General features: G+C 58.4%; 15 protein-coding genes. 12 read left to right on the top strand and 3 right to left on the bottom strand.

Going from position 1 to position 21,663, the window contains the following annotated elements; translation table 11 throughout:
* Window positions 1-17 precede the first annotated feature (17 nt).
* Window positions 18-2,828, top strand: a complete 2,811-nt coding sequence (locus tag DES53_RS17900; protein ID WP_113959657.1) for a DUF1549 and DUF1553 domain-containing protein — start codon at window positions 18-20, stop codon at window positions 2,826-2,828.
* Complete coding sequence (locus DES53_RS17895; RefSeq protein ID WP_113959656.1) at window positions 2,825-4,213, top strand: DUF1501 domain-containing protein; 1,389 nt, start codon at window positions 2,825-2,827, stop codon at window positions 4,211-4,213. Before DES53_RS17900 ends, DES53_RS17895 begins: the two co-directional genes overlap by 4 nt.
* 72 nt (window positions 4,214-4,285) lie before the next feature.
* Here the strand turns inward: DES53_RS17895 and DES53_RS17890 are convergent, their stop codons facing one another.
* Both DES53_RS17890 and DES53_RS17885 read right to left on the bottom strand, forming a co-directional pair.
* A complete protein-coding gene (locus DES53_RS17890; protein ID WP_147263461.1) occupies window positions 4,286-5,278 on the bottom strand; it encodes a hypothetical protein in 993 nt (330 codons plus the stop codon).
* A gap of 143 nt (window positions 5,279-5,421) precedes the next feature.
* Complete coding sequence (locus DES53_RS17885) at window positions 5,422-6,474, bottom strand: BPSS1187 family protein (protein ID WP_211325595.1); 1,053 nt, start codon at window positions 6,472-6,474, stop codon at window positions 5,422-5,424.
* Between the two features lie 91 nt (window positions 6,475-6,565).
* Between DES53_RS17885 and DES53_RS17880 the strand changes: the two genes are divergently transcribed.
* From DES53_RS17880 to DES53_RS17855, 6 genes are all read left to right on the top strand, one after another.
* Window positions 6,566-8,122 carry an outer membrane protein assembly factor BamB family protein gene (locus tag DES53_RS17880; protein ID WP_113959654.1) on the top strand — a complete coding sequence of 519 codons (1,557 nt, stop codon included), beginning with the start codon at window positions 6,566-6,568 and terminating at the stop codon, window positions 8,120-8,122.
* Between the two features lie 176 nt (window positions 8,123-8,298).
* Window positions 8,299-8,703, top strand: coding sequence for a hypothetical protein (locus DES53_RS17875; protein WP_147263460.1), 405 nt, complete (start codon window positions 8,299-8,301; stop codon window positions 8,701-8,703).
* 83 nt (window positions 8,704-8,786) lie between these two features.
* Window positions 8,787-9,041, top strand: coding sequence for a hypothetical protein (locus DES53_RS17870; protein ID WP_211325594.1), 255 nt, complete (start codon window positions 8,787-8,789; stop codon window positions 9,039-9,041).
* A gap of 212 nt (window positions 9,042-9,253) precedes the next feature.
* On the top strand, window positions 9,254-11,431 hold the full coding sequence (locus DES53_RS17865) for a TonB-dependent siderophore receptor (protein ID WP_113959651.1): 2,178 nt from the start codon (window positions 9,254-9,256) through the stop codon (window positions 11,429-11,431).
* A gap of 114 nt (window positions 11,432-11,545) precedes the next feature.
* Window positions 11,546-13,759, top strand: a complete 2,214-nt coding sequence (locus DES53_RS17860; protein WP_113959650.1) for a TonB-dependent siderophore receptor — start codon at window positions 11,546-11,548, stop codon at window positions 13,757-13,759.
* Window positions 13,760-14,034: 275 nt separating this feature from the next.
* Window positions 14,035-16,845: a phosphoribosyltransferase-like protein gene (locus tag DES53_RS17855; RefSeq protein WP_113959649.1), complete on the top strand. Its 2,811-nt coding sequence runs from the start codon at window positions 14,035-14,037 to the stop codon at window positions 16,843-16,845.
* Here the strand turns inward: DES53_RS17855 and DES53_RS17850 are convergent.
* On the bottom strand, window positions 16,842-17,426 hold the full coding sequence (locus DES53_RS17850) for an endonuclease V (RefSeq protein WP_113959648.1): 585 nt from the start codon (window positions 17,424-17,426) through the stop codon (window positions 16,842-16,844). The two genes, DES53_RS17855 and DES53_RS17850, sit on opposite strands and share 4 nt — an antisense overlap.
* 170 nt (window positions 17,427-17,596) lie before the next feature.
* Between DES53_RS17850 and DES53_RS17845 the strand changes: the two genes are divergently transcribed.
* The 4 genes from DES53_RS17845 to sufD are packed head-to-tail and all read left to right on the top strand — an operon-like array spanning window position 17,597 to window position 21,614.
* The gene (locus tag DES53_RS17845; protein ID WP_113959647.1) at window positions 17,597-18,034 is read left to right on the top strand and encodes a Fur family transcriptional regulator; all 438 of its coding nucleotides are present in this window, start codon (window positions 17,597-17,599) and stop codon (window positions 18,032-18,034) included.
* A gap of 51 nt (window positions 18,035-18,085) precedes the next feature.
* The gene (sufC, locus tag DES53_RS17840; protein ID WP_113959646.1) at window positions 18,086-18,844 is read left to right on the top strand and encodes a Fe-S cluster assembly ATPase SufC; all 759 of its coding nucleotides are present in this window, start codon (window positions 18,086-18,088) and stop codon (window positions 18,842-18,844) included.
* A 26-nt stretch (window positions 18,845-18,870) separates the two neighbouring features.
* On the top strand, window positions 18,871-20,286 hold the full coding sequence (gene sufB, locus DES53_RS17835; protein ID WP_113959645.1) for a Fe-S cluster assembly protein SufB: 1,416 nt from the start codon (window positions 18,871-18,873) through the stop codon (window positions 20,284-20,286).
* Between the two features lie 50 nt (window positions 20,287-20,336).
* Window positions 20,337-21,614, top strand: a complete 1,278-nt coding sequence (gene sufD, locus DES53_RS17830; protein WP_113959644.1) for a Fe-S cluster assembly protein SufD — start codon at window positions 20,337-20,339, stop codon at window positions 21,612-21,614.
* The last annotated feature ends 49 nt before the right edge of the window (window positions 21,615-21,663 follow it).

Below are 21,663 nucleotides of genomic sequence, written 5' to 3'. Positions count from 1 at the left end.
TTGCTTGCAGCGTCGCGGTGCCGACGCTGCTGGCGGAGGCTCCGTCTTTTCACCAGCCGCCCTTTCCTCCGGAAAATGGAGCAGGGCGGACATGGGCGGAAAAGTATGCGGAACGGAAGGAGCAGTGGTGCTTTCAACCCGTCACGGATCCGGCGCCTCCTGCGGTGAAGGATGCCATGTGGCCCGTGAATGCTCTGGATCGCTTCATCGTTGCACGGCTGGAGTCGGAGGGACTGAAGCCTTCGGCGCAGGCAGCGCCTGAGGTCCTGGCGCGTCGACTCAGCTTCGCGCTCACCGGGCTGCCTCCTGAGGAGTCTCTGCATGGGCTGCCATTTGAAGTGCAAGTGGAGCGCCTGCTGGCTTCACCGGCGTTCGGGGAGCACTGGGCACGGCATTGGATGGATGTAGCGCGTTATGCGGAGACCTTTGGCTCTGAGCATGACTACTTGAATCCCTACGCGTGGCGTTATCGCGACTACCTCGTGCGCGCATTCAATGAGGATCTGCCGTACGACCGGTTCGTCCGTGAGCAGGTTGCCGGGGATCTGTTGGATACCCCACGCATGAATGCGGCGTTGGGCATCAATGAATCTCTCCTGGGCACCGCCTACCAGCGCATGTCCGAGTTTTACGCCACACCGGTGGATGTGATGCGTGAGCAAGCCTCAGTCATCGACTGGCAGATCGAGAATCTCAGCCGCGCTTTCATGGGCCTCACAATCTCCTGTGCGCGCTGCCACGACCACAAGTTTGACCCTATTTCGACGGCGGATTTCTACGCGCTCTATGGTGTCTTTGCCGGCGCGCGTCCGGTGCTGAATATCATTGATGAACCCACATCTTTGACACGGCATGACGACAAGCTCGCAATGCTGAAGAATGCCATCCGCGATGAACTGTGTGCGCAGTGGTTGAAGGACGGGATTGATGGTGATGCCCTGCGTGCCGTGCTCATGAAAGCAGCGGGGAACTCCGATCTTGCAGAACTGAATGGCATGCGTGGGAGGCTGACGGCTGCGGTGGTGCCATCACGTGACTTGGCGCCGGAAAAGTGGCGCCACTCCGGGCCCGGTTTGCCGGAAGGCCCCGCAACTGCTGGAACGCTTTCACTGCATGCGACAGGCCCCGCACTGGTGCGAGCGGTCCAACCTGCTGGATACTATTCTGATGCGGTGTCCGAGCGTCATGGCGGTTCGCTGCGCTCACCGGAGTTTGTTCTCGCGAAGCAGAATGTGAGCGTGCTCGCATCTGGCACGGGCAAGGCGAGGCTCCGTCTGGTGGTGGAGGGTTGCCAGGGCGACATCGTCCTCTTCGCTCCAGCAAACAAGGATCTCAACGATGCTGTGCCACGATGGTACACCATGCGGTTGAAGCAGCAGTGGTTGGGCCGTCGTGCTCATGTGGAGGTGATGACGCGTGATGATCTGCCGACTGTTGGCAATGTGAAAGACGCAGTGAAGTGGGCAGCATCCTCCAATGGCAGATCTTCATTTGGCGTCCTGGATGTTGCTTTGCACGAGGATGGCCAGCCGCTCGCATGGCGCGGAGCATTGCCTGTGGCTCTGATGCAAAAGGTCGATGAGCCCTGGGACGCGTATGTGAGGCGCTTTGAAGGTGCGGTGCATGATGCCATGACCTGTTGGAAGAGCGGCAATCTCGACGATGCCCAGGCACGATTGCTCCAGGGGTTGCTGGATGAGAAATTGCTTCAGAACTCCTTCCAGCAGGGGAGTGTGCTGGAGGGGCTGGTGCGAGAGTATCGCGAGCTGGAGAATGCCATTCCCAACGCCCTGCGTGCGCCGGGTGTGCAGGATGATGGCAGCGGTAACGATACACCCATCTTTGTCCGGGGCGATCCTCTGACGCCGGGCGAAATGGTGCCGCGCCGCATGCCCGAGGTGCTGGGAGGACGCATGCTGACGGACGCGCGAGGTGATCGCCATGCGCTGGCTGTGGAGCTCACCCGGCGTGACAATCCACTCACGGCGCGAGTCATGGTGAACCGTATCTGGCATCATCTCTTCGGACGCGGGCTGGTGGGCAGCACGGACAATTTCGGGCGCATGGGTGACAAGCCGACGCATCCGGAGTTGCTGGATCATCTGGCCACAAAGTTCATGGAGGAAGGTTGGTCCGTGAAGAAACTGGTGCGCTACATTGTCGCCAGCAGCACCTGGCAGACCAGCAGTGAGCCGTCTCCCGATGCCCTTATGAAGGATCCGGGGAATCTGCTGCTCTCACACGCGCATGTGCGCCGGCTGCCAGCGGAATCCATTCGCGATGCCATGCTGCATACGGCTGGGAATCTCAGCCTGCACCAGGGCGGTCCGAGTGAGCACTTCCACTACCGCACTGCGGTGGATCCGGACAAGCAGCCGCCTTCTGGACCGCTGGATGGGCGTGGCCGACGCAGTCTCTACCTCGAGGTGCGAAGGAATTTCCTGAGTGACTTTCTGACCGTCTTCGATTTTCCCCGTCCAAACAATCCCACAGGCAATCGCAGCGTTACGAATGTTCCAGCACAGAGCATCACGTTGATGAACGACCCCTTTGTGCTGCATCAGGCACAGGTATGGGCGCGTCGCGTGGAGGCTTTGCCCGTCGGCAACGAACAACGTGTGGTCCTGATGTATCAGGAAGCATTCGGCCGTGCTCCCACTGGCGGGGAGCTGGGTCGTGCCATGAACTTTTTGGCAGTGCGTGCCGTGCAGCCTGTAGCCAAGGCAGATGAGAGTGTCGGCAAGAGAAATGCGGAGGGCGGTGATGTGGCGTGGAGGGACCTCGCTCACGCGCTTTTCAACATGAAGGAGTTCATCTTCATTCCATGAATCCTTACATCAATCGCAGGCAGCTTCTCCAGCATGGCGCGCATGGATTTGGCTGGCTGGCATTGAATGCCATGCTGGCCGGGACCGCCCAGGCGCAGAAGCCGCACTTCAAGCCGCGTGCAAAGCATGCCATCCTGCTGTTCATGGATGGAGGCGTGTCGCATGTAGACAGCTTCGATCCCAAGCCGCTGCTGAAGAAAGAGAACGGCCTGCCCTTCAAAATGAAGATCGAGGCCACGCAGTTCGATGCCAATGGCCATGTGCTTGCCAGTCCCTGGAGTTTCAAACCATATGGGAAATCCGGTATTCCGGTGAGCGATTTGTTTCCGTGTACCGGTTCGGTCATCGATGACATCTGTGTCATTCGCTCCATGAAGGTGGACTTCCCGGAGCACGCGCAGGCCACCCTCATGCTGCACTGCGGGCATCCGCTACAGGGGCGACCGAGCATGGGTTCGTGGTTGAGTTATGGGTTGGGCACGGAGAATCAGAACCTGCCCGCGTATGCCGTGGTCAGTGGTGGCATGGTGCCGCTTGGCGGAGTGGAGAATTTTGGGAGTGGCTTCCTGCCTGCCACACATCAGGCCTCCACGTTTGATGCCTTCAGTGGCGGCGAAGCGATTCCCAACATCACGCCACGTGAAGCTGTCACGCGTCAGATCGGCAAGCTGGATTTCGTGGCCACATCCGATCAGGCGTTTCTCAAATCCCTGGGGCATGCAGATCCCGCCGTGGATGCCGCGATACGAAACTACGAGACCGCCTTCGCCATGCAGTCGGCTGTGCCGGAGCTCACGGATCTGCGTGGTGAAACAGAAATCACCAGAAAGCTCTACGGCCTGGATTCAGCGGACAAGTTGAAGTCCCAATATGGACGCCAGCTCCTGCTCGCACGTCGCATGGTGGAGAGAGGCGTCCGCTGCGTGGAGGTGGGGTATGTGCGCGGCATCCGTAATGTCGCGCCATGGGACCAGCATGGTTCCCTGATGCAGCACCATGCGCAGAATGCTTACATTGTGGACCAGGCCATCGCTGCATTGCTGACAGATCTAAAGTCACGCGGACTGCTGGACAGCACGCTGGTGATTTGGGCGGGTGAATTTGGGCGGACGCCCTTCGCGCAGGGCGCGGATGGACGTGATCACAATCCGCAGGGCTTTACCATCTGGATGGCCGGTGGTGGAGTGAAGGGGGGCATGACCTACGGCGCCACGGACGAGTATGGCTACAGGGCGGTGGAGGACGTTGTCACCATGCCTGATCTGCATGCCACGATCCTGCATCTCATGGGCATCAATCACAAGAAGCTCACCTTTGAGCATGGTGGCCGGGACTATCGCCTCACGGATGTGCATGGTGAGGTGTTGCAAAAGATTGTGGCTTGAGCACGCCCTCCCCTCTGGCGTTGTGGGATGCGAGCAGTGCTGGCGCTCAATCCTTCAACAGCAGAATCGGGCTCACGTACTTTTCCGTGCGGATGGCAAAGGATTCGCCCGCCTTGCATTCCCGGGAGAAGAAGACCCATCCATGGTCTCCGCCATTGCCCCGGGCTGTTGCGCTTTCACGGACTTCCAGCCATCCGACTTCATCTTGGATTGGGTGATGACTTCATTTTTCCATGGGCCATCGTTCCCACCTCCACCCCAGCGATCAGAGCAGCCTAGATAGACGGTGCCATCTGAGGTCACCTTGAAGCGCAGGACACCGACATAGCGGGTCTTGTCTCTCGAAAACTGATACCCGGCAAAGCGCTCCGGAACATCTTCCCATGTGAACTTGTCCGTATCGCCGTGTATGGGCTCGCCTTTCCTGAAGGGCGCCATCTGCACATTCTCGATCTCGACCTTTGCCTGGCGGGATTCTGCTGGCTTGGGCGCATCAGCCGGTTGTTTCTGGGCTACTTCCTTGAGGCGTTCTTGCACGCTCGATGCTCCATCCAGGTCGCCCTTCTTGGTCAGGTCCTTCAGGTAATTGGACAGCACCGTCGCGTACATGGCGTAGTACGGCTGGCTCTTCTTGTCCTTGTCAGACTCCAGCCTGGCGAGTGCTCCTTCGTATTTTTCCCGCAACTGGGCCAGGGTTGGTGGCGGAGGTTCAGTGGAGGCAGGTTTTGCCGCAGGGTCGGCATTGATGCGTTTGATCTCATCGCGCAGGGCGAGGGAGTCGCCCAGATTGGCAGCCTTGGTGGAAGCGGCCAGTGCCTGTTCCAGCGCCGTGATGTAGCTGGCGCGCAATTTGGCGGCTGCGGCCGCATGAGCGGTCAGTACTTCGCGGTCCAGCGTCTCAGTAAACTGGGTATGCAGTTCACCCAGGCGCTGGGCTGGCGTCGGATCATTGGCCCGGGTCAAACATGTTGGGGCCAGGGTCAGCGCCGCAATCGCGACGAGGGTCCGGCATCCTATCGTGAAAGGCGCGGACTTCCACACGGTGGAGCGATGGGTAGCACACATGGCAGTGTTGTTTTGGACGACGTCAGAAGTACAGACGCGAGCCCGGGGGAGTGCTCACTCAACAGTGGGAAATTGCATCACGCAGGTCGTGACCCGTCAAGGCTGCTTTTTCACAACGCCTTGCAGAATCTGCGCACGGCGGCCTACTTCCGCTGATCCTTCACGCAGTCGGCATCCGCTGCTACCGCGCTGCCGGTTTCTTCCACGGGGTGGAGGAACAGGTAACGCCACACGTCTTCGTGGATGAACTTGCCATCGGCACCCTTCACGGCGCTGCCTCCGGGCACCACGCAGCCGTGGGCCTTCTTGGCATCATTCTTCACATCGGCATCCGTGATGAGCCGGCGGGTGCTGCCGTAGGGCGCCTTTTCCTTGTCCACGTTCACAATGGGGCCGAACTGATGCAGGCCCAGCAGCTCCCAGGAGCGGCAGTAGTGGTCGCCCGTCCAGCCGCCATCGAGCACATGGCTGAAGCCGAAGAAGCGATTCTTCGGTGTGGCGGAGGGCAGGGCCTGCCAGGTTTCAAGCTGGTCGCGCGGTCCGCAGAACATCACCACGCGGTCCACCTTTTGATGAAGTGCGAAGCGGGCTGAAGTGGTGGCGCCATGGGACGCTCCGGAGATGATCACCTTGTCCCAGCGCAGGCCCTTGCCGTCCTCCGTGAGGAACTGTTCCCATTTCCCCTGGGGGTTCTTTTGTGACAGCCACTTCACAAACTGATAGGCGCGCTCCATCATGCCGTCAGCCTTGGGAATGGTGACTGCTGGGGTGAAGTCTTCTCCGGTGGAGGCTTCGAGCCGGATTTTGCCCAGGTACTTGTCATCATCACCAGCGAGTTTGGAGAGCTTGCCGAACCAGCCGTTGGCGTAGTGCACCTGGATGGCGTGCATGCCGTAGCTGGAGACACGGTCAAACAGCTGTCCGTTGTAGCCCATGAGCCAGATGACCAGCTTTCCTTTCGGCGCCACTCGCGTGTCCACCACGGCCTTCTCGGTGTCACTGGGTTTGCCGTTCTTGGTGAAAACGAAATCGATTTCCGGATGCTCCTTCGCGTTCGAATCAATCTCGCTGGCCCGGGCGGTCAGCTCGTAGCGCTGGGGATTGGGGTCGTTGTAGGGAGTTGCTGCAGAAGTGGCAGGCAGGATTGCCGCACAGGCGAAAAGCGAAAGGAGACGGGCGGGAACGAGAGAATGCATGAGATTGGGTGAATAGAGACAGGCGGGAGGGGAGCTGCCTTTCAAGGAATTCACCTCCACATGCCGCCTGGCTGGCGTACACTGCTCTGAAATGAACTCCGCCCCGCTCCGATTTTTGTTGAGTTTCCCTGTCATTGCGGCGCTCATCCTTGGAGGCGTCATCGCCTGGACCTGGATGGATGGGCATGTGGCCCGCTCGGCAGCTCTCATCTTGCTGCCGGTTCTGTGGTTGGCGCTCACTGCTACGTGGTGGGTGTTGCGAGGAAAAGGCAGGCGTCTGGCGAGGCTGGGTGTGGTGGTGCTGGCAGGGGTATTGCTGGCTGCCGCAATTGCCTTCACCGTGCGTCGTGAAGGCTCCGCGGATGGCACGGCGTTTCCGAAATTCACCTGGCGCTGGACGAAGCCGGGTGTGGTCGATCTGCCTGCCCTTGCGGAAACTCAGGCTGCGAAAGGCGATATCGGTCCCGTGCCGGCGGGCGTGGCAGACTTCACGCGGTTCATGGGAGTGAATGGTGATGGCGTCATTCCTGATGCCGGCATCCAGACAGATTGGAAGACGCATGCGCCGCGTGAACTGTGGAGAATCCCCATCGGCCTTGGGTGGCCGGGATTTGCCGTGGCGGGGCGGCGTGCCATCACCCAGGAGCAGCGCGGCGAGGAAGAGTATGTGAGCTGCTACGACATCACCAACGGCTCGTTGTTATGGTCACACAAGGATCAAGCGAGGTTTTCCGAAGGCATGGGTGGTGATGGACCTCGGGCCACCCCGACCCTCGATCTGGAGAAGAAACTGGTCTACTCCCTCGGGGCGACGGGAATCCTCAACTGTCTGGAACTCGACACCGGCAAGCTGGTGTGGAGCCGGAACATTCTCAGCGAATCCGGTACGGAGAATCTCGTCTGGGCCAAGAGCATTGCGCCGCTGCTCGTGGGTGATCTGGTGGTGGTGAGTGGGGGTACGGGTGCGCCGACACTGCTCGCAATGAGGAGGGACAGCGGTGAAATCGTTTGGAAGGCTGGTGTGGATGGCGCGAGCTACAGCTCGCCGGTGGTGCGTACTCTGGGAGGCAAAGAACAGATCGTCAGTGTCAACGCCAGCTCCGTGACTGGTCATGACATTGCAACGGGCGAGGTGCTTTGGAACTTTGACTGGCCGCCCAATGCGTATGCGAAGGTTGGCCAGCCCATTCTCGTGGGAACGGATCGACTGCTCGTGACCGCGAGCTACGGCATGAAGAGCCACCTGCTGCAGATCACGAGGAATGATGGTGGCAAGTTCGCCTGCGCAGTGGTGTGGACGAGCACGACGCCGCGCACGAAGTTCAGCAGCGCCGCGGTGATTGGGAATCACGCCTATGCCCTGGATGAGGGTACCCTGGCCTGTGTGAATCTCGCGGATGGGGAGCGTGTGTGGCGTGAAGGCAGGTATGGATTTGGCCAGCACCTTGTCGTGGGAGATCATCTTCTAGTTCAAACGGAGCCGGGCGATGTTGTTTTGGTGAAGGCCAATCCGGAGAAGCTGGAAGAAGTCGGCAGGATCAAGGCGCTGAGCTCAAAGACCTGGAATCCACCCACACTCGCGGGGCGCTACCTGCTGGTGCGCAATGATCGCGAGGCGGTGTGCTACGAGATTCCATCAAAGTTGTGAAGAGAGGCGACGAGTAGCAAGGGGCGGCGACTGCAGTCGCCGTTGAGGGTGGTTTGCCCGTACAGGTTTCCTTCGGCGGCTAAAGCCGAAGTTCCCAGGAGATGCACCGCCATGGCGAAAAGATTTCGTCAGTTGCGTCACAATCACTGGCCACTTCAAATGAAGTGAGTCCAGATATGAAACATTCCTTCCTCAAAACCCTCGCCATTCTCATCCTTGCTGGAACCAGTATCAGCAGTGCTGCTGCTGAGGGCCCGCTGCCCTTCGAAGTGAAGGTCGGTGACCAGACTGCCACGCACAAAGCCGGCGAACCCTTCGCCCAGATCGAGAAGCCCGTCGCTGCGGATGCCGCCATCTCCATTGGCAACAAAGCCGAGATGACCATCATCAACGCACACAAGACCGCTGCGGACGGCACCACGCCCGACCCGAGCTCCCAGCCCGCCATCATCATTCTTCAGGGAACGAATGCCGGAAAGCTTGACCAGACCATGGACAAACAGAAACTGTCCCCGGGCAAGTACCTCCTGAGCATCACCTCCGGCGAGAACACTGCCACCATCAAATTTGAAGTGAAGTAACTCTCATTTCACCATCCCAAGAAACAAATCACATCCACATCAAGTCCAATCAGCCAATGAAAACTCTTACCATCCTTGCCCTCATGACCACCCTTGCCGCCTCCGCCGTTGCTGCTGACAAGATCGGCTTCACCCCATCCGACACTCCCGCCACGGTCCTGAAGCGCAACGAAGGCCAGAAGGCGGAGATCCGCCTGAAGTCCGGCGAGAAGATTTCCGGCAAGGTCACCGCCGTCGGCGAAAAGGCGGTGCATATCTCCGAACTGACCGGCCAGGAATTCTATGACGCGGTCATCAGCCTGGATGACGTGAGCGCCGTCATCATCCGCGTGAAGTAACTTCCTCCGGTTCCATCACCGGTATCTTGCAGCGGCAGCCCCAAAAGGCTGCCGCTTTTTGCTGTGCAGCAATTGCGGGTTAGTCTCAATCTCATTTATATATTGCACGTGAGACCCAGTCGCAGTAATGCCAGCGGCCTCGTGGTACTCCCACCACGCCTCCCTCTCGGGGCAGCCACCAGGCTGGCAACCAACCAACAACACACCCACCAATGACCCTCAGACGTCGAAGCTGCGCTGCTGCGTCCCTGCTTGTGCTCGGGACCACCGCCTTCTCCCAAACTCCCGCGCCTCCTGCACCTGCTCCCACGGGTGGTGGCGTGACCCTCGCTCCCGTGACCGTGACTGCAGAGGCCGTCACCCCTTACTCAGCCCCTGTTTCCAACACCGGCGGTTTGAAAATGGATGTGCCGCTCCTCGAAACGCCCCAGGCCATTTCGGTGATTTCTGAGGCCGCCATCAAAGACCAGGGCGTCCCCAAGCTGGAAAAGATCCTGCGCAATGTGGCTGGCGTGACTCCCGGCGGCTACTACCAGGACTGGGACTACTACCGCCTGCGTGGCTTTGACGCTTCCTTCGAGACCTACCGCGACGGCCTGAAGGGCGACTATGGTCTGAACTCCGAGCTCTACGGAGTGGAGCGCGTGGAAGTGGTGAAAGGCCCGGCCTCCACCCTGTACGGACAAGGTCCTCTGGGCGGTCTGATCAACCTCGTGAGCAAGAAGCCCTCCCGTGAGCGCGGCTTCTCCGGTGAAGTTGGCGTGGCCGGCGGCATGTGGGATCACTACGAGGGTTTCTTCGATGTGAACATCCCCATCGTCACCCCGGTGGCTCCTGTGGCTGCCTCGGGCAAAGATGCGAAGAATGTGGTGGCCGGCAGCCCCGGCACAGACACGGGTGTGTATGCGCGCCTGGTGGGTCTGTATCGTAATCAGGGTTCCTTCGTGGACTACGCGGATGCTGAGCGCATCTACGTGGCTCCCTCGCTCACATGGGACATCGGTCCGGATACTTCCATCACGTTCCTGGCGGACTACACTCATGACACCAATACCGTGGGCATGCCCCTGCCGGCCTCCGGCACGGTGAGGCCGAATCCCAATGGCAACATCGACATCCGCCGCTTCATCGGCTACCCCGGCAAGTCGAACGACATCGAGCAGGACATCTACCGCATCGGCTACCAGTTCCGTCACAATTTCAGTGACTCACTGAGCCTGCGTCAGAACCTGAGCTACACCTACATCGACCAGAAGTGGAACTCGATCGTCTACCCAAGCTCGCTGAGCGCGGATGGCCGCGTCCTCTCCGCCTATCCCTACATCTACGATGACCAGAACAACCGTTTTGGCGTGGATACCGCGATCGATGTGAAGTTTGCGACGGGCTCTATCGATCACACGCTGACGGTGGGTGTGGATTACTTCCGTGAGGCCTATGAGAACATGGCCAAGCAGATCAACTATGATGACCCCGGACAGTACGTGTTGATCGACCTGTACCGCCCCTCGTACCACAATATCGTGAAGCCCTCGCTCACCTCGTACGACGAGGATGACACGGACTCCCTGGGCTTCTACTTCCAGGATCACGCGAAGCTCACCGACCAGTTCACCGTTACCTTCGGTGGGCGCTATGATCTGCATTGGGCAGTGGACGATCGCCAGGAAGCCTTCACTCCGAAGGTCGGTCTGACCTACGAGTTCGTACCCGGCGTGGCCGCTTATGCGAACTACAGCCGTTCCTTCCAGCCGCAGTCCTTCAACACGGATGCCTCAGGCAAGCCGGTGGATCCGGAAGAGGGTGAGAACTGGGAAGCTGGTGTGAAGTACAATCTGGCGGATGGCCGGATCACCGGGATGGTTTCCGTGTTCCAACTCACGCGTGAGAACGTCGCCACCTCGAACCTGTCCACGCCGGATCCGTTCGACTCCTCGGTGGCTGGTGAACAACGCTCCCGTGGTGTGGAGTTCGAAATCGGCGCTGAACTCGCCCCTGGCCTCAACTTCGTTGCCGCATACACCTACCTCGACACCGAGGTGACGGAAGACAACGACATTCCCGTGGGCACCCGCCTGCAGGGTGTGCCGGAACATGCCGCCAGCGCCTGGCTGAAGTACACCGTGCAGGATGGTCCGCTCAAGGGCTTCGGCATCGGTGTGGGTGGCACCTATGTGGGCGACAAGTCGGGTGACATCAATGACACCTTCACGATTCCCTCCTATGCGCTCCTCGACGCGGCTCTGTACTATGAGCGCGAAGACTTCCGCATTCAGGTGAACTTCAACAACATCACGGACAAGCGGCACTTCACCGGCTCCTATGACGAGGTCTACGTCCTCCCGGGCGAGCCCTTCAACGTGAGCGCCAGCGTGACCTGGAAGTTTTGATGCTCTCACTCATGCAGTGCATCAATTGGTAGGTGAGCACGTGGCAGGCGGAGTACGCCTGCCACGTGTTTTTCTTTGCGCACACAAATCTTTTTCCAATCTCCCACAACATCCATGAAACTGAAACCACTTGGTTGCGCTGCCCTTCTCGTCATGGGAAGTGCTGCGCACGCCCAGACCACGACCGCACCGGCCCCCGCCGCTGAGCAGACTCTCGCTCCCATCACCGTCACGGCAGATGCGGAAAACACGACGTACAATGCGCCCACCAGCACGGTAAGCGGATTGAAGACAGACACTCCGCTTTTGGAAACACCCCAGGCCATTTCGGTAGTGCCCCAAGCGGTGATCAAGGATCAGGCCGCACGCGACCTCGGTGATGTGATCAAGAACGTCGCGGGTGTGACCCCGGGCGGCTACTACTCCGAGTGGGACTACTACCGCATCCGCGGCTTTGATGCGGCCTTCACCACCTATCAGGATGGCCTGCGTGGTGACTATGATGGCATTGGCGCGGAAACGTTCGGCCTCGAGCGTGTGGAAGTGATCAAGGGACCTGCCTCCACCCTGTACGGTCAGGCGCCTCTCGGTGGCATCGTGAACCTCGTGAGCAAGCGTCCGCGTCGTGAGTTCGGCGGCGAGATCGGCTTCACCGGTGGTACGTGGGACTTCTATGAGGGCACCATCGATATCAATGTTCCTCTGCTCACGCCTGGCGCTCCCGTGACTCCGGCTCCTTTGGGCAAAGGTGCGAAGGCGGTGCAACCCATCGCCGTCTCCACCAGTGATGACCTCGGCATCTACTTCCGTCTCGCCGCGCTGTATCGTGACAAGGGTTCCTTCGTGGACTACTACGACTACGAGCGCATCTACATCGCTCCGTCGCTGACGTTTGAATGGGGTGACGACACCTCACTCACCTTCCTCACGAGCTATTTGAGAGATGATGGCCTGTTCTCCATGCCGCTTCCCGCGCGTGGCACCGTGCTGCCGAATCCGAATGGAGAGATCCCTGTGAGCCGTTTCATCGGCGTCCCCGGCAAGTCAGGTCTGCTCAACCTTGATACCCTCCGTCTCGGGTATGAGTTCAAGCATCGCTTCAATGACTCCCTCTCGATTCGCCAGAACCTTGCTTACTATCGTGTGGAGCAGCATTGGAATGACATCCTGTACAACTCCGTTCTCGATGACGACCTTCGCACGCTGTATGCGAATCCCTACGACTACAATCGTGGCCTCTACCAGCGCTTCATGGTGGACACCGCGGTCGATTTCCTCTTCGACACGGGCTCGATCAAGCACTCGCTGACTCTTGGCACGGACTACTACTATTCCAATCAGAAGGCCCGGTACACCGAGATCAACTATGACGACTTCCCCGGTTCGTACGTCGCCATCGATCTCTTCAAGCCGAACTACAACGTCTCCATCCCGCAGCCGACCATCGCCGGTTCATTCCTGAAGAAGGAGCACAATGTGGGCATCTACCTGCAGGACCACATGAAGCTCACGGACAAGCTGACCTTCACCGTCGGCGGTCGTTACGAGTACCTCTGGCTGGATGACTCCGGCTCCTACGGCAGCATCCCCGCGGATGCCACGGACGATGCCTTCACGCCGAAGGCGGGCATCACGTATGAGTTCGTCCCCGGCGTCGCCGCCTATGCGAACTACAGCCGCTCTTACGCTCCCCAGTGGGGCTCCCGCGATGAAACCGGCGCACCCATCGCTCCAGAAGAAGGCGAGAACTGGGAAGGCGGCGTGAAGTACGACCTCCTTGATGGCCGTCTCACCGGCATGATCTCCGTGTTCCAACTGACGCGTGAGAACGTCGCCACCAGCAACCTTGCCACCCCGGATCCGTCGGATGCCACCGTGAGTGGTGAACAGCGCAGCCGTGGTTTCGAATTCGAAACCGCCGCCGAGCTTCTGCCCGGTCTGCAACTGATCGCCGCCTACACGTATCTCGATGCCGAAGTGACGGAAGATAACGACATCCCCGTGGGCACTCCGCTGCTCGGCGTGCCGGATCACACCGTCACCGCATGGCTGAAGTACACCGTGCAGGATGGTCCGCTGAAGGGCTTCGGCGTGGGCGTGGGTGGCCGCTACTACAGCAGCCAGTCCGGCGACACCTACCACACCTTCGACCTGCCCAGCTACGGATTGGTGGACACCGCCCTCTTCTATGAGCGCGAGAACTACCGCATCCAGGTGAACTTCAACAACGTGTTCGACAAGCGCCACTTCGTCGGTTCCTACGACGAACTCTACGTGCTCCCCGGCGAGCCTTTCAACGTGAGCGCCAGCGTCACCTGGAAGTTCTAGAGCGAGACAGTTTCAGTGCCAGTGTATCCCGGTTGGTGACCTGGGGCAGGTGGAGACACCTGCCCCAGGTCCTTGTAGCTTACGGACTTGATGAGCGGCTTGCTTAGAATTGCGGCGTTGCACATGCTTAAGCCGGTGTTCGGCGGGAGCAGTTGGTGATGTTCAAAAAATCAGATCCTTCAGCTGTTTGCCGGTAGGCCATCCCGCTAAATCAACGTGTTTGTCAGGCCCCACTTGACTTTCACCCGGGATGGAAAAACTTTTTGTCCACAAAAATGGAACAAATTGAACTGCTCTCTGAGTTGCAAACTTCGCGACCGTTAGCGCAGTTCTGGCAAGGTGTGTCGAAGTTTGTCGCATACCATCTGGAGCCTGTGGCGGGACTCTCTGAGGAGGCATTTGATTCCTATGGAGGCAAGTCCATCTCAGATCCTATTGTAGGGTACAGTCACCTTCTTCCTTGGGAAGTTGCGATCGTGGACACACGGTTGTTCCAGCGACTTAGAGGCATTACCCAGCTTGGATTGGCCAAACTGGTGTATCCTGCTCTAGCATACAGCAGGTTCGAGCATACCCTCGGGGTGCTCGCGAGGTCGATGGAAATGGTCAATCGATTAAAGTACATCGATTCAGTGGCCAAATACCCTAAGATGCCGGTGGGTGCGACTATTGATGACTTTCTGACACCAGTCCGCCTCGCAGCATTGTTCCATGACATAGGACATTGTCTTTTCAGTCACGTATCCGAGCGGATCTTATGGAATCTTCAAGGCTCGGACCGTTACCCTTCTTCACAGCAAATATTGAAAGAATTTCAGACATTCTTTCGCAGGCCGAAAATGCTTGCCCCTGCAGAGGTCTTGTCCATCGCAATTCTGACCTGCGAGCCCATGCGGTCTTTTCTGCGAAAACTGGATATTAAAGAAGGAGGGAGAGACAATATTATCGCTCGGTGGGTGTGCGACGCAGCTCACTTTATCGCAGGAATGCCAGTCCCTGGACGACCAAACACAGTCTTTTTAGCACAGGTAATAAGTGGTGGGCTCGACGCGGACAAACTGGACTATATGCCTCGAGAGGCGCACTATGCAAACTTACCTCTATCCGTAGACTTGGGGCGGATCATCGATAAGATCAATGTCTTTGAGTGCAAGGGTGAAAGTTTGCCTGAGGGACTTAGACACCTGAAGGAATGCTTCGATGATCAAGGTCTGCTTGTGTTCGGCATGTCGAAGGGAGGACAATTTGCCTTCGAGGAATTCTGTCTCGCTCGAGTGTCGTTGTATGACAAGATCTACCTTCACCAGAAGGTTAGAGCGGCTGAAGCTCAGTTGGGGTCTTATTTGGCGCGAATCCCTTCGAAAGTGCGCGAGTATGATCAACTGCACAGTTGGCTATGGTTAAGCGAATCGGGAGTGGCTCAGCCGGATTCTCTTTTGCCACGTGAAGTGAAGGTTGAAAGTTATAAAGAAATGGAGATTAAGTACTCCGATTTCGGGGTCACCAAACTGCGCGATCGTGCGCTAGTTCGACGAGCTTTTGCATTCGGACCTAGCAATAGTCTCTCGGACCCGCTGCCCAGCACTGATCAGCATACGGCACCAACTCGCTCAATGAGTTTGTTTCAAGTTATGAAGAATGGAGCGGATGGCTACACGCTGTTGATTCTCGCTGAGTTGCGCAAAATTGTGGCAGCCTTGGACGCCTCGACTCCGATTCACGAGGACGATCTCAGGGATATTCTACTGGATGTCCCAGAGTATGAGCGTGTGCAACAAGGGCAAAACTCGCTGTACATAGAACACCCAGCGAGCTTGCCCATTCGGTGGACACTGCCAATCGACCAAGTAGTTCACTACTACCTTCAGAATCGGGCTCTCGGTTATTTGTTTGCGCCTTCGCAACTTTGTGCGCTCGTGCTGCTGGCAGCGGAACGCGTGATCTGGGATGAATTCGCTCTTCAATACGCGCAAGAAGGCTATGTTGCGTCATCTGTGATTTCCAATGCGGAACGCATCAGGCAACAGTTGGACAAAAATAACTACTATGTCGGTGCAAGGCGCCTCAAGCCGCTGTCGCCCTTTTTAAAGTTGATGGCTACAAACGAGAAAATTGCCTCCATTACAGCTAAATTGAGAGCCTTCTGCCCCCCTGGAAAGTTACCGGTAACGGTAGCTGATGTGACTGCCTTCGTGGGGCAGTTTCCTCAGGAATTGCAACCGTCTGCATTGATGCTCTGCGATAGATTTGAAATTGTGTACCCTATTCAGGTGGGAAAGCTGGTTTCCGAGGTCTTTCACGATGCAAGTGACCAGTTGTCTGGAAAGGTGGCAATTGTTCCTTTGGGAAATCTCGCCGACAGCGCCAATCACTTGATCTACTCGTGGAAGAACAACGCCGATGAAAAAATCAGAACTGTAGGCAATAAAGTTACTATGTTAGCTGATAGCGTTGTCAGAACTTCGGAAACGATAATCCTTTTTGACGACAATATCAACTCTGGATATCAAGCGCTAAACATTCTGGCTGAATGGCTCGAGGTCGATCTTCCGGAGAATGTGAAACTGGCTGAGCACCACGTTGACCCTCTTGGTAAAGTCGCACAGAAACGCCTGAAGCAAATTAACCTGATATTTGTATTTGGAGTGGGTCGTGAACAGAGTGAACAAGAATTTCGGGCCGCATTGCATCTGGTGGGTGTGGACTCCGATCGGGTAAAAGTGACAATGGGTCGGTGCCTCAGAAGTGAGGAGCGCATTCTTTCTGGATCCGGATCCATCTTGGAAGAGGCAAAACGGCTGCAGTTGAAGAGCTATCTATCAAAGGTCGGTGCCCAAATACTTTTGCCCGACGTCTATGAAGCTGCTGCTCCAGGTGAGAAGGAGTTGATGAGAAATGCGGCCAAACGAAGAGCCCTCGGAGACCACGAGACCGAAGGAACAATCCTGTTTCCTTACAATACTCCATCAATGACGATTGCCGCCTTCTGGTGCACGGGAATGTTCGAGGGACAGAAGTGGATTCCCTTGTTTGAAAGGCGGCGAAACATTCGTCTGGACGGAGCAGTTGTAGGCGAAAGTAGTTAGTTTGATGTGCGGGCACCAAGGCCTGGAATGTGGAGGCAGTGAACTGCTATGGCTTGCTTGACGGTGGTGAGTTGCCTTTGTTGCTTCTCCCCGCATCTGCGGCAGAGTTGATCCGCTCGTGTCACCAGCGTGGGTGTGCGATGAGGACCATGCAGGTGCCTCACCAGTTCCGCGACGACCACAGGATCCATGCCTGCTGCCGTGACATACAACGGCCGCTGACTCGTCCCTCGCAACACCGCGTGGGCATCGGTCGAGCCGCGGTAGGCTGTCTTGGCGATGCCGATGACGGGCACTTTCCGCAGCAACGTTTCATACAGATGAGCACCCAAGCCCATGTTGCCCTGATCGAGCCACACGTTTCCGTCGATGACCAGATGGTCCACGGGTGGGCAGGCCTGCAGCACCGCCAGCAGGCAGGGAAGTTCACGCTTGAAGAAGTTTCCTGGCTCGTAGGCCGCGATGTGGTAAACTCGGACCACTTTCTCCAAGGTGGGGCTTGAGGCCGTCAAGTCGTCGCAGACTACCGCAGCCGCATAAGCGATATCACCTTGATAGTGAACATCCAGAAAGGCGATCATGGATGGATGCGGGGAGTGGATGGTCTGGTGGGGAATCGTTCAATCCCTACTGCGGATCTCTCAGCATCAACCCCTAGCTCCATTTTGCGAACGAAATTAGAATGATTCTTGATCTCATTCCAATCGAGCGTACCCTGTTTCCCCAACCACCTTGCTCACCCTGGTTGCCCATGAAAGCTCCTCTGCCCGACCACGAAGAACCTACCATGCCAACGGACCTGCGCATGACGCCGCAGCGTAGCATTGTGCATGAGGTATTGCGTGCCTCCCACGACCACCCCACGGCCACGGATGTCTTCATCCGCGCGAAGGACCGGATGCCCGGTATCTCACTGGCGACGGTGTACAACTGCCTGGATACGTTGGTAGAGCACAAGCTGGTGCGTCAGGTGAATCTGGAGCGTAGCTCCACCCGGTTCTGTGCGAATCTGAACGATCACGTGCATTTCCACTGTGAGCAGTGCGGGGCTGTCGCAGACGCGCAGCCGCTCGACATGATCGAGGCGCCCAAGCTCTGGAGACTGCCCAAGGGCAGTCGCGTGACCAAGCTCGACGTCGCCATCCGCGGTCTCTGCCCCGAGTGCGCCAAGAAAAAGCCCACGCCCTGACCGCCGCCGTACCCAATCTCAAATTTCAAATCTGTAATCTCGAATCACTAGATGAGCCTGAACATCCAAGACCTCCACGCCAGCATCCCTGACCGCCAGATCCTCAAAGGTTTCTCCCTCGAAGTGAAGCCCGGTGAAGTCCATGCGATCATGGGACCCAACGGCTCTGGCAAGAGCACGTTGAGCAAGGTGCTGTGCGGCCATGAGGAATATGCCGTGGACAGCGGCACGGTGACCTTGGACGGGCAGGATGTGCTCTCCATGGCGGTCGATGAGCGCGCGCGCGCCGGCCTGTTCCTGGCCTTCCAGTATCCCTTTGAGATTCCCGGCGTGAGCAACGCCAACTTCATCCGCGCCGCCCTGCAGGCCCGCCTGCCGAAGGGTGAGGAACTCGACGCAGTGGCCTTCTACAAGAGGCTCTACTCCCGCATGGACCAGCTCGAGATGAGCCGCACCTTCACCTCCCGCAGTGTGAATGAAGGCTTCTCCGGCGGTGAGAAGAAGCGCAATGAAATCCTGCAGCTCATGATGCTGGAGCCGAAGTACGCCGTACTCGATGAGACGGACAGCGGCCTGGACATTGATGCGCTCAAGATCGTCTCCCGTGGCGTGAATGCCATGCGCTCCGCGGACCGTGGCTTCCTCGTCATCACGCACTACCAGCGCCTGCTGGACTACATCAAGCCCGACATCGTCCACGTGATGATCGACGGGCGTATCGCCCACAGCGGCGGCCCCGAACTTGCTCTCCAGCTTGAGGAGAAGGGTTACGACTGGGCCAAGGAAGAACTCGCTGCTGCGGCTGCCTGAACGAACCCCCGAACTTTCTGCATTCCATGAGTACCGAGACTGAGGAAATCGCCGACATCAAGGTCGACACGATTGGGGACTTCTACTTTCCCGAGAACCACGTCTATGACGCGGGCTTTGGTCTGTCTGAGAAGACCATCGACTACATCTGCGACGTGAAGAACGACCCCGAGTGGGTACGTGAATTCCGCAAGAAGGCGCTACAGGTCTTCAATGAAAAGCCCATGCCTACGCACTGGGCCACGAAGGACCTGGAGAACATTCACTTCGATGAGTTCCGCTACTACCTCGCGGGCGATCGCAAGCCGAAGCGCTCCTGGGATGAAGTGCCGGAGGAAATCAAGCGCACGTTCGACCGTCTGGGCATTCCCGAGCAGGAACGCAAGTACCTCGCTGGCGTGGAGGCCCAATATGACTCCGAGGCTGCCTACTCGAACATCAAGGCTGCCGTGGAAGAGCAGGGCGTGATCTTCGTGAACAGCACGGAAGGTCTGCAGAAGCACCCCGAAATCTTCCGCAAGTGGTTCGGCAAGGTCATCCCGACCGGTGACAACAAGTTCAGCGCGCTGAACAGCGCCGTCTTCAGCGGCGGCTCCTTCATCTACATCCCGCCGGGCGTGAAGGTGAAGCATCCCCTACAGGCGTACTTCCGCATCAACAGCGAACAGTTCGGCCAATTCGAGCGCACGCTCATCATCGCGGATGAAGGCGCCGAGGTCATGTACATGGAAGGCTGTACCGCGCCGAAGTTTGAAACGGCCACGCTGCACAGCGCCGTAGTGGAACTCGTGGCCATGAAGGACGCGAAGATCCAGTACGTGACGGTGCAGAACTGGAGCAGCAACGTCTTCAACCTTGTGACCAAGCGCGGCCTTGCGCATGAGAACGCGGAGATCCGCTGGATCGACTGCAACATCGGCAGCCGTCTCACCATGAAGTATCCCGGCGTGGTGATGAAGGGTCGCAAGGCACGTGGCGAGGTGATCAGCATCGCCCTCGCGAACACCGGCCAGCATCAGGACACCGGCGCGAAGATGATTCACGCCGCGGATGAGACCACCAGCAATGTGATCTCCAAGTCCATCTCCATCGGCCAGGGGCGCTCGACCTACCGTGGTCTGGTGCACATCCCGAAGCATCTCAAGGGCTGCAAGAACAACACCGAGTGCGATGCGCTGCTGATCAACAGCCGCAGCCGCACGGACACGTATCCCGCCATCAGCGTGCGCGGCAACCAGCATGCCACCCAGCATGAGGCCAGCGTGAGCCAGGTGAGCGCGGAGCAGCTCTTCTACATGCAGCAGCGCGGTCTCTCCGAGGCGGAGGCGATGAGCCTTTCCGTGAACGGCTTCATCAATGACCTCGTGCGTGAGTTCCCCATGGAATACAGCGTCGAGCTGAAGCGCCTCATCGACCTGGAAATGGAAGGCAGCGTGGGCTGACCACGCAGGACCCGCAACCTCACTCGCGATACTCGATACGACTTTTTTCAATGTCCACCGCTCTCATGTCCGCCCCTGCCACTGTTGCCACCTGGTTCAGCAAACTCCAATACCAGGCGGGCGAACGGTTCGCTGCCATGCCTTCGCCCATCCGTACCGATGAGCACTGGCGCTATGGCTCCGTCAAGCAGGCGGAAGCCATGCTCGCCATCGAGTCGGTCGCTGCCCTCAGTGATGCGGACAAGGGCCGTGCGCTCAGCGAGTCCACCTCCACGCTGGAGGCCGCGGTACGGCTCATCTTTGCCAATGATGAACTGCTGAATCCCGAGGCTCTGGGCTCACTGCCGGAAGGCGTGACCCTGGTGCCGCTGCTCGAGGCGGCCTCGCGCATGCCGGAGCTGATGCAGGAGCATTTCATGGCCCGCGAGACGTCGCTGGGCGGCATCAAGTTCTCCCAGATGCACCAGGCCCGCACCCGTGCCGGCATCGTGCTGCATGTGGCGAAGGGTGTGCAGATGGAGAAACCCATTGAGGTTTTCCACTGGATTGGCGGACGCGGCTCCGTGTTCCCGCACACGCTCATCGTGAGCGAGCCGAATTCGCAAATCACCGTGCTGGAGCACCAGCGCTCGCTCGATGACGAGGAACAGGGCGTGGTGGCCGTGACGGACCTCCATGCGCGCGATGGCGCGAAAATCATCTACGGAGTGGTGCAGGATCTGAATCTGAAGAGCCGCGCCGTGCACCTCACCAGCGCCAGCGTGCACAAGGCCGCCACCGCGACCGCTTTGCTCATGAACCTGGGCGCGGCCTGGGTGCGCAATGAGAGCGTCTCCCGCATGGAAGGCGCCGGTGCTGAGAGCTACATGCTCGGCGTCTCCTCCCCGCATGACACGCAAGAGGTCGACCAGCGCACCTTTCAGCATCACGCGGCTCCGCGTGCGAAATCCGACCTGCTGTACAAGAACGTGCTGGATGACCAGGCTCGCACCGTCTTCTCGGGCCTCATCTTCGTGGATGAGGGCGCGCACTACACAGACGCCTACCAGACCTGCCGCAACCTGCTCAACAGCGACACCTGCGAGGCGAACTCCATGCCCGGTCTGGAAATCAATGCCGACCAGGTGAAGTGCAGCCACGGATCCACCAGTTCCCCGGTGGACAAGGACGAGCTTTTCTACCTCATGGCGCGTGGGATTCCTGACCAGGCTTCCCGCACGCTGATCACACTTGGCTTCCTGGAGGACGTGTTCACCCGCCTGAATCACGAGGCGCTCCAGACGGCTGTGTGCCAGCGACTTGAAGAAAAATTCGCCGTACCGTTCTGAGGCGCGATTAAGCGTATGAAGAAATCCGTGTGCTGGTGGGAAACTGCCA

The sequence above is a fragment of the Roseimicrobium gellanilyticum genome, assembly GCF_003315205.1.
In the GTDB taxonomy this organism is placed as follows: domain Bacteria; phylum Verrucomicrobiota; class Verrucomicrobiia; order Verrucomicrobiales; family Verrucomicrobiaceae; genus Roseimicrobium; species Roseimicrobium gellanilyticum.
The sequence above is the reverse complement of the archived record's forward strand: the minus strand, read 5'-3'. Positions and strand labels throughout refer to the sequence as shown.